Raw genomic sequence first — 16,739 nt, 5'->3', positions numbered from 1 at the left:
CTGTTCGCCATGCTCCGCGACGGCACCTTCTACGAATCCCGGACACCGAAAGACGTCGAGCTCGCCGCATAACCTCAGCAACCCCGAACCACCCCCAACCCGACAGGAGTGCCTTGACGGAAGACATAGAGGCACCCCCCGCTCGGCCGCGTCGTACGAATCCACCCCACGCCTCGGCCAGTCACCGTAGCCGCGTCACTGTCACCATCGCGCGCTGGCCGGACACCAGGCTGAGGCGCACCTCACTGCTAGCCTGCACCAGCGCCGAGGCTTCCGCCGCCTGCCCCCTGGCACTCCAAGAACCTCAACGTGCTCGGCCGCTACGCCTCGCAAGCGTCCCGGCCGGCGGAGTCTGCGTCCGCTGCACGCCCCAGAGGCGGCCGGACCGGATGGGGGCGAGGACGGGATGGGGCGGGGACTGACCAACGCTGGTGGTGGCTCGTCAGCCACGGGGAGGAGGTCGTCACGACAGCGTGGGCGTATTGTCCGTATGTGGGTGACATGCGATGCAGCTGGTGTGGGACCCCGAACCCAGAGCTGGCGGCAAACGGCCGCCGGTACTGTCGGGCGGCGCACCGGCAGGCGGCCTGGCGTGCACGCCGCCGCTGGAGTCGGGCGGCCACGGCCCGGGAAGGGATGGCCGCGGCCGGTGTGGATCTGCTCTTTCAGGTGCAGGCCGTCGCCCTCAGGGTTCATGAGCTGCCGTGGCCAGGCGCGTGCGCGGGGTGGCACTCTGCGGCGGTGGCGCGTGTGCCGGATCTGGCTGGGCAGCTGGTCCGGGCGGCGGTGCGGGCGGATCGTCAGGCAGGGGCCAGCTGTGCCCAGATCGGCGCGGGCCTGGGCATCAGTGCTGAGGCGGCCCGCAGCCGTTTCGGCCGTGCTCGTGGGGGCCGTACGTCCGTCGCCGGGACTGGGTGAGTGTCATGCGGCAGCCTGCTGGCTACAGGCCCGATTCTGTGGAGCGGCTGGATTCGGTCCTGGCCGATGGGGTGCGGCAGACCGGCGCGTCGATAGCCATGCTGTACTTGCTGCAGCCCGGAGAACAGCTGCTGCGGCTGGCACTGCTGTCCGGCGTCTCCCGGCAGATCGCCGCTCCGTGGACCCGCATCCCTCTGGATGCTCCTATCCCCGTCACGGATGCGATGCGGCAGCGGCGCCTGGTGTGGTTGGGCAGCCAGGAGGAGATGGCCCGCCGCTACCCCCGGCTCGGGATCGTGCTGCCGTACGACTTCATGCTTGCCGCGGCCCCCGTCAACAGCGGTGACTCGGTGTGGGGCGGCATCGTGCTGCTGTGGCCCATCTGGCACCCGCCGCAGCTCAACGATGATGAACGCCAGGCGGTCACCACCTGCTGCCGACGCGCGGCGGACCTTTTTGAGCTAGCTGCACAGCACGGCCGTCCGCTGCGAGCCCCTGAGGAACCTCGGCTCCTTGGCGCGCAGCTCAGAGAGTCCGACCCCGCCCAGGCCATGGCTGCGCTCGGCTTTGCCGAACGCCTTCCCGTGGGCTGCTGCGCCCTCGACATCGAGGGCCGGCTCACCTTCATCAACCCCGCCGCCGCCGACCTGGTGGACGCCGGCGCCGCCTGTCTGGTGGGCAAACGCCCGTGGGAAGTGCTGCTGTGGCTGAATGGGCCGCTCTTCGAAGACCGCTACCGGGAGGCGCTGATCAGCCGCCAGAGCACCTCCTTCACCGTCGTGCGCCCTCCGAACACACCGCTGCTCTTCCAGCTCTACCCCGGCGACAGCGGCATCAGCATCCACATCACCCCCGCCGCGCAGCCAGCCACCACCGGCCCGGGGAAAATGCCCCGGTCTCCGAGTGAACCGGTGAGCGCGACCGCCTTGTACCTCCTGACGCATCTGGCGGCCGCTCTCACCGAAGCCACGGGCGTGCGCGACGTGGCCGAACGGGTCGCCGACCAGATCGTGCCCGCCTTCGGCCCCCAGCGCCTGATCCTGATGACCCAGGAGGAAGGCCGGCTGCACATCGTCGGCCACCGCGGCTACCGCACCGACTTCGTCCACCGCTTCGACGGCACCTCTCTGACCTCCGCAACCCCCGTCGCACATGTCCTGACCAGCGGCGACGCCGCCTTCTTCCCCGCCCTCGCCGACTTCCAGCGTGCCTATCCCGACGCTCCCCGTTACGAGAAGACCAACGCCTGGGCCTTCTTGCCTCTGACCGTCTCCGGGCGTCCCATCGGCTCTCTCGTCCTCACCTATGACCAGCCCCGCCCCTTCCCGCCGGCAGAACGCGCCATCCTCACCTCTCTTGCCGGACTGATCGCGCAGGCCCTGGACCGCGCCCGCCTCTACGACGCCAAGCACACCCTCGCCCACACCTTGCAGACCGGCCTTCTGCCCCAGGCCCTGCCCCGCATCGAAGGCCTGGACGTCGCTGCCCGCTACGTCCCCGCCGGGCACGGCGTGGACGTCGGCGGCGACTTCTACGACCTCATCCGCTGTGACGACACCACCGCCGCCGCGGCGATCGGCGACGTCCAGGGCCACGACACCACCGCCGCCGCCCTGATGGGGCAGGTCCGCACCGCCGTCCACGCCCACGCCACCGACGGAACACCACCCAGCGACGTCCTCGCCCGAACCAACCGCCTTCTGACCGACCTTGACCCGGGGCTGTTCACCAGCTGCCTGATCGCCCACCTGGATGTGGTTCGCCACCGCGCCCGGCTGGCCAACGCCGGGCATCCGCCACCCCTACTCCGCCATCCTGACGGACGGACCGAAGTCCTCCGCCTGCCACCCGGGCTGCTGCTCGGCATCGACCCCTCCGCCGACTACCTCACCACCGAATTCCCCCTCGAACCGGGTTGCGTCCTCGCCCTGTACACCGACGGACTCGTGGAAACTCCCGGCACCGACATCGACCACACCACCCACGACCTTGCCACGCACCTCGCGCAGGCCCCGGGCCGGGATCTGGACGACCTTGCCGACACCCTCATCCACCACGCCGAACGGGGCGCCGCCCGCCATGACGACATCGCCCTCCTGCTCATCCGCCCGACGACGGACCGCGGCTGACGCCCATCGCCGCAGCGGACGCGCCGGATCGAGGCGCAAGGACGTGTCAGCTGCCGACGCTGCTGGTCGACTGTGACAGGTCCCGCAGGCCATCAGCACCGGCTGGACGGTGACAGCCGCGGTGAGCGGGAGTAACTGCGGGGACGGGCGTCAGCCGGGGGTCCGAGATCAGCTCTATCGGCCGCGGCCGGTGAGCATGTCGCGTACGCGGCCGACCAGGGCCAGCGCCGGGGACGAGGAGCTTGTTCGCCGGCGGGGTGGTCCCGTGCGGCCCGGGCGGGGGCGGATCGGGGCGATCACCTGCGCGCTGTCCGCCTCGCCAGCGCGCACGGTCTGAAGGGCTTGGTACTCCCTGACGAGATCCACCAATACCGCCGGATGGGAGCGGTGTGCGGGATCAGGCCTTCCGAGACGAGCCGGTAGTAAGCCTGGCGGAGGGTGCAGCCGCCGACCTCATCGTAGCCGACGACGATCTTGGCGGCGCGGTCCACGATGCGCGGCCACTGGAGTCTGGGCACACTGGTGCATCCCGTGAACATCGGCCTGCCGCATCAGTTCCTCCGTCAGCTGTCCAACTCCCGCCGCCACAGTTCCTCCGTCAGCCGCTCCACGCCTGCCGCGAGGTGGCGCCGGTACGTCGACATCGGCAGGCCGAGGAGGTCCGCGGCGCGCTGCTGGGTGCCCGCCGGCTGGAGGTACGTGTGGTGGAGCGCCCGATGGGCACGCCGGTCGCGCGGGGCCGCCTGGAGCGCGGCGGCCGTCTCCTTCAACAGGGTGGCCAGGGCGCTTGCCAGCTCGTCCGGGCCAGTGCCCTCGCCCGCCCGGGACGCGACCGCCCGGGAGCGGAGAAGGACGCAGCCGCGCAGCCCGCCGGCCCGCCCCAGCCCGCGCAGGGCCTCACGTACCCCGGCGGCGAAGGTCTCGGCGTCGAGGACGCGCAGTCCGCCGCCCGGTTCGGAGGGCGCCGCCACCGCCAGAGGGTCGGCCGCGGACTCCCGTTCGCACAGCAGGCCCAGCCAGGCCAGCGGGGGCGTACGGCGCCAGTCGTGGACGTACGTCCCGTACGCGCGGCCGCCCACGGTGAAGTCGGCCTCCGGCAAGCGGTCGAAGTCCGTGTACGCGCAGCCGCCGGCCCAGAACTCCGGGTCGGCGAACGGCAGCAGGGTGAGCGCGGGCCGCTGCTCCGCCGTCAGGTAGTGGTGGGTCAGGCGCAGGGTGATGAGGGTCTGGACGGCGGACACGTCCTGGTACGTGTCCCGGGCCAGCCAGGCGCGCACCAGCAGGGTCCGTTCCCCCGCGCGCAGCCCGCCGTGACGGGCGAGCCAGCCGGCGGCGGCCGCGCCCGCCGGGTCCGCGGTGACGACCGGGTCGTCGAGGTCGTCGGGGCCGAGGGCGAGGAGGAGGTAGAAGCCGGCGGGGGAGGCCTCCTCCACATCCGCTGCCGCCCGTACGGTGGCCCAGGTGGCGGCCGGATGCCCCCACCAGGTGCCCAGCATCCGGGCGGATTCGGGCCCCTCGTACCGCTCGGCCATCGCGAGGAGCCCCGGCAGGTCGGCCGCCTCCGCCGGGGCGATGGACAGGGCGTCCAGATCCGCGGAGCCGGCGGCCGCCCCGGTGGTGACCGGCGCCAGGAGCGGCCCCACCAGCGGACTGTCGCGGTGCAGGTAGGCGAAGTCGGCAAGTACCGTCCGCTGCCGTGCCCGGTCACCGTCGGTGAACAGCTGCTGGTAATACGTACTCGCGCGGCGGCGCAGCTCCGCCCGGCGGGCCGGGTGGCGCCAGCTGAGTTCGGCGTCGAGTACGGACCGGGCCAGGTCGTGGGGGCGGATCCCGCGGCTGCCGTACTCGGTGATCGACAGGGTGCACAGCCACTCGAACAGGTCGCTCGCGTCCGGCACGCCGACGAGCGCCGCGAGCAGCGGCTCGGTCGTGACGAGCACCTGCGCGTACGCCTCCAGGGCCGCCCGGTGCTGCGGGCTCGGCACCACGTCGAGCAGGGCTGCGAGCAGGGTGTTCACCACGCGGGGCGGCGACGCCGGGCTGGTGTCGCCGCGTGAGCCGTGGACGTGTACGTCGGCCATGAGGGCGAGCGCCAGCGGGTGGCCGCGCGTGAAGGCCAGGACGTGTGGGTGCTCGGCCTCGGGTACGCCGCGCCGGGTCAGGAGTTCGGCACTGTCGGCGGGATCGAGCGGGGCGAGCGGCATCGGACGCAGGAGGCCGAGCCAGGCGGGGTCGGTCCGCCAGGCGAGCGGCGGCGGCTCGCGGTCGGCGAGGGCCAGCACGGCGTCGTCGGGCACGTGGGCGAGCAGCCGTTCGGCGGCCGGGACGGCGCCGGGGACGTCGACCACGACGAGACTGCTGGGGGCCACGTGCGGAAGCGACGCATCCGCCGCCCCGTCGCCCGCGGCCGGCTCCTGCGCGATCACGGTCACCGGCCGGCCGACACCGTCCGCCAACCATGCGAACTGGTGCAGCAGCGTCGACTTCCCGATCCCCGCCGAACCGTGCACGTGGACCACCGCGCCGCGCCCATCGGCCAGGATCCGGCGGAACGCCTCCACCTCCGCCTGGCGTCCCACGAACCCCCTGGCCCGTGCCGCGGCAAAGCGGTCGGCCATCCTCTGCGGTGCCTGCTGTCCCCCCACGGGACGGTGATACCACCGGCCGGACGGGGAGCGGGCGGAACGAGCGGGAATTGAGCGGAAGTCGGTCATTTTCCGACGTGTCGAACGGACGATGACCGCTCCTACCGTGGGCAGTGCCCGGGGAGGACACGACCCGGACGGCGAGGGGGACCGCGGCGTCGGCCGCAGCCACCGCTTCCGGGCCGGTCGTACGGGCACGCTCATCCGGCCGTCGGTACGCACGCACCGACCGGGCCAAGCCACACACAACCGGGAGGAGATTTCCATGTCCACGTCTGCCGCCTCCACCACGCCCACTGCCCCCCGCCGGCGCATCGGCGTCCGGCTCACCGCCGCTGCGTCGGTCGCGGCGGCCTGCGCCGCCGCGCTGCTCTCCACCGCCGGCCCTGCCTCCGCCAGCCAGTTCTTCGGCGGCACCCTGCACCCGGGCGAGCAGCGCTGCATCCAGCAGTACGCCTCGTACCAGGTCCGCGCCGACGGCAAGGCCACCGGCCAGGGCGCGAAGTTCAAGCTGCAGTACAACGGCGTGACGGTCCCCGGCACCGGCTCCCCGGGCCTGGTCACCAACTGGGCCGCCGACCTGCGCACGGTGTGGGGCACGTTCCCCGGCGCCGGCTACTACACGGCTTGCGCCACCAACAACGGCACCGCGGACACCAACGTCCGCCTGGAACTGAAGACGGACGGCGAGGTCATCTGACCGTAAGCCCTGCCTCTTGCGAAACGTACAGGTCCCCGCGCCGTCCGGGCGCGGGGACCTGTACGTGTTCGTGCCGAGCGGGTGGGTACGGCTGGGGGCGATGGCTGGCCTCGCCGCCGGGGTGGCCTACGGAGGTTTCATCGGCCCGGTGCAGTCGCGACAACGCCAACAGGCAGCGTGGTCGCGTGGTACCGGGAGTATCCGGAACTGCTGTATGTGATCGTTACGCCGTCCGGATTGCGGTCAGCCCGTAGCCGAGGTGGGTCCCGCCTCCGTTGGCGTTGAGTACCCCTCCGTTCGGCAGGACGCGTACGTGGCCCTCACTGTGCGCTCGCCGCTCACACCGAAACCCCAATACTCCAGACTGGTGGAAAAGGACGTTACCTGCACGGTGACGGGCACGGCGAGACGCGTACGGTCCGCGTTGTCCCCGGCGGGAACCGCGTCATCACAGCCAGACCCTGGACGAACCCGGCCTGCGCCATTTCTTGAACGCTCAGCACCCGCTCTCGGACGTGGAGCTCGAGAGGCTGACGGGAAAAGGCGATCGACCCGTTCGGGTGTCTGCTGTTGCGGGCTGGGTGCGTGTGGTGCGGCTGGCCTCAGCCCTCGATTCCGGTGGAGGTGTGGGCGGCGCCGACGGGTTTGGATTCGGGGGATCCGCGTTGGCGCAGGTAGACGGAGAGGATGGCCATCGAGGCGACGGCGAGGAGTTCGGACTGCCAGTTCTGCAGGGTGCGGTTCCAGAAGTCGGCGGAGCCCAGGTACTGGGGCCAGGAGATGGGTGCCTGGAGTTGCCGAAGGTGTTCCTCGTTGTAGGCGGCTGCGCCGGTGACGGATTGGGCGAGCCAGGACCACACGAAGATGGCGCCCATGACGATGCCCAGGGAGCGTGAGTACAGCTTCTGCCGCCATCCCTTGTCGGCTGCCCAGCCGGGTGAGGAGGGGGCGGCGTGGTCGCCGACCTTTTGCTCCCGGTCACTTTCCACACCGGCCTTGTGGAGCGCCTTGGACTCGGGTGAACCGTGTTGGAGCAGCCAGACGGTGCCGAAGATGTAGAGGAAGAACTGCAGGTATTCCGACTGCCAGTTCTCGGTGACGTCCACGGCGAAGTCGGAGGTTGTGAGGTACTTCAGGAAGCCGACCGGTTGTAGCCCGTCGGTGACGAGCTTGTTGTTGAAGTCGGCGTGGCCGGACACGGCCTGGCCGGCGAGGGTGAGCAGGAAGCCCGTGCCGAAGGCCAGGGTAAGGCTGTTGTGCTTCACGAACCGGGTCAGGCGGCTCATCGGTTCATCAGCCCAATGGCGGTGAAGTAGCTGAGACCGGCACCGACTGTGAGCAGCAGCAGCGTGAACAGGGTGCGCATCCTTCGCTCAACCCCCTTTGATCTGACACTGATACGGTTGGTGGGGGCGCGGCACACAGCCTGCCGCGGTGATCTTCCAACCGGCCGGAAAGGCCGAGAGGAACAGGGTGTCGGCGTTGAGGACCACCTGTGCCTGCTGCCCGTAGACCCGGACCTTGCGGACCGAGCCGCCGTAGGACAACTGCTCTTCGGGGAGGGCTTGGGCGCACAGGGGCCTTGGCGGACTGCTCGAGCTCCTGCCGGGTTTCGGGAGCCAGCGCCGCACAGGCGCGGGCGCCCTCGCCCTGCCGAACGCTCTGCTCGAAGTGCAGGGCTGCCTGGGACGCAGCCGTTTCCCGTTCGCCAAGTGTGCTGCAGCCAGTCAGGCAGGCAGCACAGACGACCGCCATCAGGCCCGTACTCATCCAGCGCGACAATAAGACCTCCGCTTGCCCATCAGGACTGTCGCTCCATGCTGATGCGGCGGCGATCGTCATGGACCGTCGCCGCGCCGTGGGTGCGGCGAACGCAGAGCGTTCGGGCTATGCGGCCAGGGCCACGGGTTTCCGCTCGGCCGGGTCCGTCGTGTCCGTCGAGCCGACCGGGGCCTGCCTGTGCCGCGGGCCTGCCCCAAAGGAGGGGGGCTGCGCGGGGCTGTCGGCCAGGCTGGCCAGGGCCGGTCCCAGAAGGCCCTTCGTCGCTGACCTGCCCGTATTCGGCGCCGCAGAGGGCGTCGGCCTCGGCGGACATGAGTGCGTCGGCGAACGTCTTGACCATCGCGCGCAGCAGATCGGGACTCGCCGTGGCGAAGTTGTCCTCGGCGAGGGCGTGCAGGGGCAGACTGGTGCGGTCATCGTGCTGATCTCCTTCGAGCTTCGACAACTCGAAGATCAGCCGGGGCCGTTCGTCTATGCGGGCACCATCCCGATGCTCAGGCGCACCACCGCTCACCGACGAACAGCCCGCACCTCACCCTGGCTGCCTGCCCGGAGCTGACCGCTCCGATCCGCTGGGAGCTCGCCGAGGTGGCCGCCGCTCTGCCGCTGCCGGTGCGGTTCACCGGTGTGATCCGTTTCGAGCGGCCCACATCGGTGCTGGCCTGGGCGCTGGACCTCGACTCCGCGCTGACCGGTTTGCACCGCCGGGTGTGGGAGGCGGTGGCCTCGGACAGCCCGCCCGCGACCCTCAACCCCTTCCACGCACCTGGGCGCTGGAGCCCGCACATCACCCTCGGCCGTACCCGGCGGGCCGGTGCCTTCGCCGGCCGGCGGGTCCGGGAGTTGCTGCCGGCGCCGCCGCTGTCAGTCCGGCTCATCACCCTGAGCACCTACGACACCGAGACCGGCGCCCTTGAGGTGCTGGAGCCCCGCCCCTGAGTGGGGCGCAGAGCGGCCCCGCGTCCCACCACCTCTGCAAGCAGGGCGACAGGGGAGGGCTGCCGGCCGACCAACCCTGAGCCGGATGCCCAGGGGCGCCGGGGCACCAGCCGTATCGGCTGCGCGGCCGCCGCGTCGAACTACTGTTGGGCCCTGGCAACGTACGACTTTCCGACGATCTCCACCGAAGTCTGGTGACCGGCTCTTCCGCCGTAAATGTGAGCCAGACTGGACGTGGGAAGGCGTGTTGAGCAGCCGGAGGGGAAATGGCATCGATCGCTCTGTACTACCCGTGGATGCACTTCCAGGACACTGACTGGCTCAAGCTCTCGCTGCTGTCGTGGGAGAGGATCGTCAGGCTCCGTCCTCGCACGGTCGGTGATCGCGACAGCGAGGTGGTCCGGGAGATCCGCGGGGAGAGTGATCTGCTGCAGGAGGTCACTCCGAGCAGGCACGATCTGGAGACAGTGGCCGATGCCTTCTTCGAACTCCTCGGGCACGAGGACTTGGTCTGTGAGCTGAACGCTCTGCACTTAGGAGCGGCGGATCTCACGCTCGGTGTCTCTGCGGACCTGTTCCCACCGCTCAGCCAACGGATGACAGAGACCGGGCACCATCCGGCCCTGCTGTGGATCTACTGCGGCGGAATCGGCACCAAAATGTCCTACCTGTTGCGGCACCGATTGATCGAGGCCGGCCTGGCCGTCCAAGTCGACAGGCGAGATCCATGGATCGGCCTCCAACCCAGGCTGGGCACCGTCTACCTCACCGCCCTGGCCGATACCGTCGCCCGTCACAACGCACTGTCACCCGTGACCGACGACCCGCGGATGCACCAGGCGGTGGGCGCCCTCGACCGCCTCGCCGATCTGCTCGACCTGCCTGTCACCCCAGCCCTCCAGGACACCCGGGCCGCCTACGCCCATCTCTCGCTCCGCGCGGTGATCCGACCCGATAGGATCGCCGCCGTGCCCGTGTCCCGGCTGGTGGCCTTCCGGCAGAGGTACGCGCCCGAGCTCGCGGCCTTTCACGCGCACATCGATTCCCTGGCAACCGAACTCGAACAGATCACCGCTGTCGAAAACGCCGAAATTGCCCAAGCCCACCTGCAGACGCTCTACGAGCGGACCACCAAACCGCAACTGGACGAACTACGCCGTGGGCTGCGCGCATTCGGTGTCGAGTCGACGCTGAGCACGTTGGGCTTGAAGGTGGACCTTGGGGCTGTCTCCGGCACGGCGCTTGGCACCCTGGCCGTTTCCGGAGGCCACCCGGCTATGGGAGCCGGGGCAGTCGCACTCACCGTCGTCCCGTACATCGCGGGCCGCCTGAAAGTCCGCCAGCAACAGAGAACGGACTCTCCCGTTGCCTACCTGCTCGCCGCGGAACAGATGTCGAAGCGGTCGCGACTGGGCTTTCCCATCTGACTGCCACACCCAACTCGCCTGCTGCTCACGCGGCACGGTCACCCGTCCACAACGCCAGGAGTGCAACAGCCTTCGCTGAGAATGCTCAAGGTTCGCCGCGACAGGACACAGGCCGTCTGCCCGAGCTCCGCAGCTGCCGCCGTCCGTCCGGCCCGCTCCCGGCGGGCACGGCGCAGCGCGGCGAGACGAGTGGCCTCGGACTCCTGGCTACCGGACAACGCCAGGTCGATTCCCATGGCCGGGTAGAGAACGGACCCGGGCGCATGCCCGCCGCTGCCGATGTGGCTGGCTGAGCTGGCGGTGTTCGTCGTTTGGGCAGCCCTGACGTTCGTGGGCTTCCTGGCGGGGGCCGCCGCGCGCCAGGAGGGGCCCGTAAGCCGGGCAAGGGTCCGGGCCCCTCAGCTGCGCACGCGTGCTCCAGGGATCGCCCACACCGGGCCGGCTGCCGGTCCGGAGACCGTGATGGTGACGTATTGCTCGGCGGCGAGTGGCTCCCACATGGCCGCCCGCTCGGCGAGGACGGCGTCCGCGTCGACGGGTTCGGGGGTGGTGGCGGTGTTTTCCAGGCGGGCCAGGGCGAGCAGGCCGTGGACCATGCGGCTGAGGCGTTCGACCTCTCCGATGGTCTCTTCCAGGCTGGGATGGGCGCGGGTCGAGGTAGGGCTCGAAGTTCTCCAGGCGCAGCCGCAGCGAGGTCAGCGGGGTCTTGAGCTGGTGAGAGGCTTCGGAGGCGAAACCGTGCTGGGCTTGGATCAGGTGCTGCAGGCGGGTGGCGGTGTGGTGAACGCGGCGGCCAGGCGGCGCAGTTCGGGCGGTCCGCTGTCGGCGTCGGGCGGGTTGTCCAGACGGCCGGCGGCGAGTTGGGTGGTGGCGCGTTCCAGAGTGCGCAGGGGCCGGGCGATCCAGCGGGCCAGGGTGAACGTCACGAGGGCCACGGCGGCCAGGACGCATGCGCCTGCCAGGGTGAGAGCGGCCCAGATGCGGTGTTCCCGGTCGGTGACCGTGGTCATCGGGTAGGTCACCCGCAGCCCGCCGCGGATCGTGGTGCCGGAGGAGCCCGGCAACCCATGCCTCCTGTGCAGTCATCGCTCACCGACAGCCAGGACCGGCTGGATGAGACACCGGCTGGCTGAGACACCCGTACAGGTCACATACTGACTTCAGCTGATCAGGGTGATGTTGGATCGTCGAGGGTCAGGCCGGTGCCGGCTATGAAGCCGGCGCCAGGCGGCCGAGGCCACGCAGATGGCGATCACCGCGCACGCCGAGACGGCGGGAGAGAACCGGTACGAGCTGGAGCAGACCGTGAAGCGGGCTGTCCGGGCGGATGTCGCCGTCGCGGTTGCCGGCGTGGCAGGGCTCCCGGACTTGTGAAACGCTCGAATCCAGGGGCATATCCGTCCTTCACCGCACGTCGACGGTGAATGAGGAAGCCGGCCTGTCTGCCGGAGTGGGAGTTCACCGGATCCTGGCTTCCGTTCGCCAAGTGGGGAACAGCGATGATGACGACCGATCACCTGCACGACCGCGATGGCGGCCACGAAAACCCGACCGACCCGACCTTGTACCGCTCCCCGGCGGACGCCGTCGCCGCGCCCGGGGAGAAGCTCGCCTACGTCGTCGGGTTCGACCCGGCCGGAGCGCGCGCGGACGCGTTGTTCACCGTCGACGCCGACCCCGGCTCCCCCGCGTACGGCCGCGTGATCTCCCACGCCGAGGTGCCCGGCGTGGGCAATGAGCTGCACCACTTCGGCTGGAACGCCTGCTCGAGCGCGCTGGCCCATGCCGGCCACCACCACGCCGCGCGTCGCTACCTCATCGTCCCGGGGCTGCGCTCCTCCCGGCTGCACGTCTTCGACACCGTCCCCGATCCCGCCCGCCCCCGCCTGGTCAAGACGGTCGAGCCTGGGGAGCTGGCCGCCAAGGCCGGCTATTCGCGCCCCCACACCCTGCACTGCGGCCCCGACGGCGTCTTCCTGTCCTGCCTGGGCGGCGCGGACGGTGCGGACGGGCCCGGCGGCGTGGCGCTCCTGGACCACGAGAGCTTCGAGGTGCTGCGCGGCTGGGAGAGCGACCGCGGGCCGCAGCACCTCGCCTACGACGTCTGGTGGCACCTCGCCCAGAACATCGCCGTGACCAGCGAGTGGGGAACCCCTTCCATGATCGAGGACGGTCTCGTCCCCGAGCTGCTGCTGGAGCGCCGCTACGGCCACTGCCTGCACTTCTGGGAGCTCGACACCGGCCGGCACCTGCAGGACGTCGACCTGGGCGATGAGAACCAGATGGTGCTGGAACTGCGGCCCGCGCACGACCCCGAGGCCACGTGGGGGTTCACCAACACCGTCGTCGACGTCCAGGACCTGTCCGCGTCGGTGTGGCTGTGGCAGCGGGACGGCGAGGACTTCCACGTCACCAAGGTGATCACCCTTCCGGCCGAGCCCGCCCCGGCCGGGGACCTGCCGCCGGCGCTGAAGCCGTTCGGCGCCGTGCCCCCGTTGATCACCGACATCGACCTCTCGGTGGACGACCGGTGGCTGTACGTCTCGGCGTGGGGCACCGGCGACCTGCTCCAGTACGACGTGAGCGACCCGCTGCGTCCGCGGCGGACCGCGGCCGTGCGCCTCGGCGGCATCACCGCCCGCCGGCCGCACCCCGCCGCACCTGACGTGCCGCTGACCGGCGGGGCACAAATGGTCGAACTCAGCCGCGACGGGCGGCGCGTGTACCTGACGAACTCGCTGTACGCCGCCTGGGACGAACAGTTCTATCCCGCGGGCATCGAGCCGTGGATGGTCAGACTCGACGCCGACACCTCACACGGAGGCCTCGTCGCCGACAGCCGCTTCTTCCCACACGGCGAGGACTTCGGCGGCCTGCGCGTGCACCAGACGCGCCTGCACGGCGGCGACGCCTCCTCGGACTCCTACTGCTACCGCCGCTGACCCATATCCGGTGCGCCCGGGCGCCGCGCACGAGGCCCGCCGCTCCCCGCAGGAGGGACCATGCTCTGCGTGTCCGAGGCGGTGGGCGCGCACACCGCCAGCGGAACCGGATGGCAGCTGCCCCCCACCGAATCGCTGGTGGCCGTGGTCCTGGTGGCCCTGGCCACGGTGGCGGGGGCCTGGTCGACGCGGCGGGCATCGGGCCGCTCCGTGCTCGTGCCGGCCGCCGCGTCCGGGATCCTGCTGGCCATCGCCGTCCTCGACCTGCTGCCCGACGCGTGGGACGAGGCCCGGGAGGCCGGCCTGCCGCAGTGGGCGGTGCCGTTCACCGCGCTCGCCTCGTTCGCTGTGACGGGTGCCGTCACCCGTCTCGGCTGCCCGTGTACGCGGGGGCGTGCGGGCGGCATCGGCGCGGCATCGGGGCTCGCCGTGCACCGTTTCGTGGAGGGGGCAGCCCTCGCCCTGACCTCCTCCATCGCCGTGGTGGCGGCGCTCCTCGTGCACGCGGCCGGCGAGGGGCTGGCGCTGGCCGCCCTACTGGGAACGCAGCCGGGGCGGCGCGTGGCGCCGTGGATCGCGCTGGCCTGCCTGAGCCCGGTCGCGGGAGTCTTCGTGGCCGGCGCCGCTCCCGTTCCGGACAGCCTCCTGCCCTTACTCCTCGCCGTCGTCGCCGGCGTCCTCGCGCAGGCGGCGTGGGTGGCGCTCGGGCTCGCCCGCCGCCAGCGGCCCGCCAACCGGCGCGTTGGCGCGGTCCCGGTCACGGCGGCGATGACGCTCGCGGCCGTCGTCACCGCGCTCGTCCTGCTGGTCGGCGCCGGCCGCTGAGGGGCGGGTGACCGGCCGCGCCGTCCCGACGCCACTCGCCGCGGTGGTCGGCGCCGCGAACACCGGCGGCGGCACGCCGGCCCCGGCCCCGCCTGGCGTGTGCCGGCCCCAGGCGGGGGCCGGGGGTGGTCGCCAGGTGCGTAAGCGGTCGCCAGGCCAGGCACGGGTGGGCACCGGGCCGCACACAGGCCGTCGCCAGGTCAGGCGGTCAGGCGGGCGTGGGCACCGGACCCCGCACCGGCGGTCATCAGTCAGGCGCGGGCGGGGTCCGGGGTGATCGTCAGGTGCGGGTCCGTAGCGGTCCGCGGCCCGGTTGATCAGTGACGATCAGCTCCCCGGCCAGCGGCAGGGTCCGCAATGCCCCAGCTCCCACAATCCCCCCGTGATACTTGGTCTCGGGCCTACAGCTTGCACTGCAGGTGTGTTGTCCCGCCCGAGCCGGCGGACTGAGCCCCTTCCTCACGACTGTACTGGCGAGCACACCGCGCCCGGCTTCGTTGAGCACGATCTCGGCATCGGCCCGTACACCGCCGCTGTCCTGCCGGGCGGGGGAGTTGCAGCCGTCCTTGCCCGCCGGATCGTGCTTGCCATAGCCGAGGTGATCGGTGATCTCGTCTTCGAGAGCGGACTCCAGCAGCCGCTTGGTCAGCTGCTGCAGCAGCCCGCCCTCACCCGTCAGCCGCAGGCCCTCGGCCTGAACCCGGCTCACCAGCTCGGCGATCAGCTGGTCGTCCACGGCCTTCGTCGACACCTCCGCTGCCGACTCGACAGCCTCGTCCTCGGCCACGTTCTCACTGGTCATCGATGCATTTTCCATGATCGGAGTTACACCAGTGACCGTACAGTCCCGCGGCCGGGACGTAGGCCGGCAGATAGCTCGACTGTGCGGTGAGGACTCCGAAGTTACGATCCCGTGGCGGTCGCTTGCCGATGCTGTCGGCGTCCGTGACAGGGCAGGTCGAGAAATCGCCTACGCGCAACGCGGAGTAGACATTTTGGTCGAGGCCGGATGGCTCGAAGTTGAGACGGTCGGCAGTAAGCGCGGAGCGAAGACGACGTTCCGTCTACTCCCTGGCGAACGGTCTATGGAGTGGATTGACTGGGCCGTCGAAGGCGACTGGATCGCTGAGGCTGCGTGAGAACTTATGTACAGAGTAAGAGCCGAGAACTTATGTACTTAGTAAGGACCCCCCTTCGGGAGTCCGTTAGCTACTTCGCCGCTCCGTAGCTTTCCCCTGGCCGATCAATGCCAGGACTAGGAGACAGCTACAGGCACCTCTCGGAGGGTGCCTATAGCTAGATGATCTGGTTTTGCACACGTAGCTACTTACCCTACGCCGAACTTTTCCTCCACTGCAGCGCAGTCAGGATCCAGTTTTTGCGCGTTCTTCTGTTCACCAAAGCAAGCAGCTAGTTTCTGTGCACTGTCTTGCTGAGACTGCAGCGTTGACGTGAGATTGTCCACTTGCTCACGCAATGACGTGTTATCATTCATCGTCTTCCCCTCGCCGATAATCAGGGCGAACAGCATGACTCCCATAGTGATCATTAGAGCCTGGGGAACTCGAACGCCCTTCGTTGGATTTGCCGTGGGCACGTTCCGTGGGGAAACCCCAGTAAGGGGAGCGATGAAGCGGAACTTGGACTCGTCCCCGGGGCCGTCAACAATGATCGAAAAAGACACCTCTTGCCTTCCGAGCAAAAGGCTTGGGGCAATTAGCAGCCGATCCCCGCTTGGTGAGATAGCCCAGGTAGGTGGGGCGCTAGTAGTGGGCGCGTTGTCTACTCCCTTGACCTCGATAATCCTTGAGTCAAGTTCTACCTCAATCGACGCGCCCCCATGGAACGAATCGGCGGTTATATCTTTTTTGCCGACGTTTCGAATCAAGAAGTCGATGATGCGAGGCTCTGTAAGCGCGCTTCCGCTGTGAGAAACGGCGAGGGCGCTTGCTCCGGATGCCGCATCGAGGAGTGCCGTGTTCTTGCGCCATTGAAACTCGAGCTGCTGTTTGGGATTTGCGTATCTGTGAGGTAGCCACGCCCCAAGAATGGCACCTAGCAGGGTCGTTGCGGCGCCAACAAAGATGGTCCAGAACGTTGCTGATTCGAGAAGGGATGCGGCCATAAAGGTCGCCTTCGCGTCGCTTTTGATCACTCTCGCCCCCGACGTGTGTCCACCTGGAGGCCCAAGCCTAAGTGCATGGCGGCCCGTTCGGGGGCAAGTTGGCCAAGCTCAGCACATCAAGATTGACCAGACCGTCGCGTCCGCCAACCCACATAGCTCGGGGCCTCTGGACACACAGCACAGCAAACCTGCCAAACCACCTTGATGGTTGGGCTCACGGGGGGTCTGGAACTCTGAGGAGGGCTTTCTGGGCACCCGCCGTCTTTCCCTCTTTTCGAGTGCGTGTGGTGAGCGTCGAGAAAGGCAC

The 16,739-nt window shown here is 69.8% G+C and carries 13 protein-coding genes and 1 pseudogene; 7 read left to right on the top strand and 7 right to left on the bottom strand.

Annotated features, from left to right (window positions below):
* Positions 1–923 precede the first annotated feature (923 nt).
* Complete coding sequence (locus ACFZDC_RS39255; protein ID WP_391331542.1) at positions 924–3,047, top strand: SpoIIE family protein phosphatase; 2,124 nt, start codon at positions 924–926, stop codon at positions 3,045–3,047.
* A gap of 563 nt (positions 3,048–3,610) precedes the next feature.
* Here the strand turns inward: ACFZDC_RS39255 and ACFZDC_RS39250 are convergent.
* Positions 3,611–5,692: a hypothetical protein gene (locus ACFZDC_RS39250; RefSeq protein WP_391331541.1), complete on the bottom strand. Its 2,082-nt coding sequence runs from the start codon at positions 5,690–5,692 to the stop codon at positions 3,611–3,613.
* A gap of 265 nt (positions 5,693–5,957) precedes the next feature.
* Here ACFZDC_RS39250 and ACFZDC_RS39245 point away from each other — a divergent pair, with 265 nt between their 5' ends.
* Entirely contained in the window at positions 5,958–6,392 is a 435-nt protein-coding gene (locus ACFZDC_RS39245) for a hypothetical protein (RefSeq protein ID WP_391331539.1), read from the top strand.
* A 602-nt stretch (positions 6,393–6,994) separates the two neighbouring features.
* On the opposite strand, the gene ACFZDC_RS39240 is transcribed toward ACFZDC_RS39245, so the two are convergent.
* A complete protein-coding gene (locus ACFZDC_RS39240) occupies positions 6,995–7,678 on the bottom strand; it encodes a DUF6766 family protein (RefSeq protein WP_391331537.1) in 684 nt (227 codons plus the stop codon).
* A 755-nt stretch (positions 7,679–8,433) separates the two neighbouring features.
* Positions 8,434–8,577: pseudogene (locus ACFZDC_RS39235) on the bottom strand (transposase); the annotation flags it as partial.
* 134 nt (positions 8,578–8,711) lie between these two features.
* Between ACFZDC_RS39235 and ACFZDC_RS39230 the strand changes: the two are divergent.
* Together ACFZDC_RS39230 and ACFZDC_RS39225 are read left to right on the top strand one after the other, a co-directional pair.
* Positions 8,712–9,113, top strand: a complete 402-nt coding sequence (locus ACFZDC_RS39230; RefSeq protein WP_391331546.1) for a 2'-5' RNA ligase family protein — start codon at positions 8,712–8,714, stop codon at positions 9,111–9,113.
* A 296-nt stretch (positions 9,114–9,409) separates the two neighbouring features.
* On the top strand, positions 9,410–10,540 hold the full coding sequence (locus ACFZDC_RS39225; protein ID WP_391331535.1) for a DUF6236 family protein: 1,131 nt from the start codon (positions 9,410–9,412) through the stop codon (positions 10,538–10,540).
* Positions 10,541–10,938: 398 nt separating this feature from the next.
* Here the strand turns inward: ACFZDC_RS39225 and ACFZDC_RS39220 are convergent, their stop codons facing one another.
* Complete coding sequence (locus tag ACFZDC_RS39220) at positions 10,939–11,136, bottom strand: hypothetical protein (RefSeq protein WP_391331533.1); 198 nt, start codon at positions 11,134–11,136, stop codon at positions 10,939–10,941.
* A 156-nt stretch (positions 11,137–11,292) separates the two neighbouring features.
* Complete coding sequence (locus ACFZDC_RS39215) at positions 11,293–11,604, bottom strand: HAMP domain-containing protein (protein ID WP_391331531.1); 312 nt, start codon at positions 11,602–11,604, stop codon at positions 11,293–11,295.
* Positions 11,605–11,785: 181 nt separating this feature from the next.
* Here ACFZDC_RS39215 and ACFZDC_RS39210 point away from each other — a divergent pair, with 181 nt between their 5' ends.
* The 3 genes from ACFZDC_RS39210 (at position 11,786) to ACFZDC_RS39200 (ending at position 14,307) form a co-directional block, all read left to right on the top strand.
* Positions 11,786–11,914 (top strand): hypothetical protein, encoded by a 129-nt coding sequence (locus tag ACFZDC_RS39210; protein ID WP_391331529.1) that lies wholly within the window; start codon positions 11,786–11,788, stop codon positions 11,912–11,914.
* Between the two features lie 125 nt (positions 11,915–12,039).
* Positions 12,040–13,482 carry a selenium-binding protein SBP56-related protein gene (locus ACFZDC_RS39205; protein ID WP_391331527.1) on the top strand — a complete coding sequence of 481 codons (1,443 nt, stop codon included), beginning with the start codon at positions 12,040–12,042 and terminating at the stop codon, positions 13,480–13,482.
* Between the two features lie 60 nt (positions 13,483–13,542).
* Positions 13,543–14,307, top strand: coding sequence for a hypothetical protein (locus ACFZDC_RS39200; RefSeq protein WP_391331525.1), 765 nt, complete (start codon positions 13,543–13,545; stop codon positions 14,305–14,307).
* A 280-nt stretch (positions 14,308–14,587) separates the two neighbouring features.
* On the opposite strand, the gene ACFZDC_RS39195 is transcribed toward ACFZDC_RS39200, so the two are convergent.
* Both ACFZDC_RS39195 and ACFZDC_RS39190 read right to left on the bottom strand, forming a co-directional pair.
* On the bottom strand, positions 14,588–15,109 hold the full coding sequence (locus tag ACFZDC_RS39195; protein WP_391331524.1) for a hypothetical protein: 522 nt from the start codon (positions 15,107–15,109) through the stop codon (positions 14,588–14,590).
* A 525-nt stretch (positions 15,110–15,634) separates the two neighbouring features.
* On the bottom strand, positions 15,635–16,462 hold the full coding sequence (locus ACFZDC_RS39190) for a hypothetical protein (RefSeq protein WP_391331522.1): 828 nt from the start codon (positions 16,460–16,462) through the stop codon (positions 15,635–15,637).
* Positions 16,463–16,739 lie beyond the last annotated feature (277 nt).

The organism is Streptomyces sp. NPDC007905, assembly GCF_042959345.1.
Classification (GTDB): Bacteria; Actinomycetota; Actinomycetes; order Streptomycetales; family Streptomycetaceae; genus Streptomyces.
This window is presented reverse-complemented; position numbering and strand designations above follow the sequence as displayed.

Bases quoted from the DNA above. Each gene is read 5' to 3' on its own strand.
- ACFZDC_RS39255 (WP_391331542.1), top strand. From the start codon at position 924: ATGCGGCAGCCTGCTGGCTACAGGCCCGATTCTGTGGAGCGGCTGGAT.
- ACFZDC_RS39245 (WP_391331539.1), top strand. From the start codon at position 5,958: ATGTCCACGTCTGCCGCCTCCACCACGCCCACTGCCCCCCGCCGGCGC.
- ACFZDC_RS39240 (WP_391331537.1), bottom strand. From the start codon at position 7,678: ATGAGCCGCCTGACCCGGTTCGTGAAGCACAACAGCCTTACCCTGGCC.
- ACFZDC_RS39225 (WP_391331535.1), top strand. From the start codon at position 9,410: ATGCACTTCCAGGACACTGACTGGCTCAAGCTCTCGCTGCTGTCGTGG.
- ACFZDC_RS39220 (WP_391331533.1), bottom strand. From the start codon at position 11,136: ATGGTCCACGGCCTGCTCGCCCTGGCCCGCCTGGAAAACACCGCCACC.
- ACFZDC_RS39210 (WP_391331529.1), top strand. From the start codon at position 11,786: ATGGCGATCACCGCGCACGCCGAGACGGCGGGAGAGAACCGGTACGAG.
- ACFZDC_RS39205 (WP_391331527.1), top strand. From the start codon at position 12,040: ATGATGACGACCGATCACCTGCACGACCGCGATGGCGGCCACGAAAAC.
- ACFZDC_RS39200 (WP_391331525.1), top strand. From the start codon at position 13,543: ATGCTCTGCGTGTCCGAGGCGGTGGGCGCGCACACCGCCAGCGGAACC.
- ACFZDC_RS39195 (WP_391331524.1), bottom strand. From the start codon at position 15,109: ATGACCAGTGAGAACGTGGCCGAGGACGAGGCTGTCGAGTCGGCAGCG.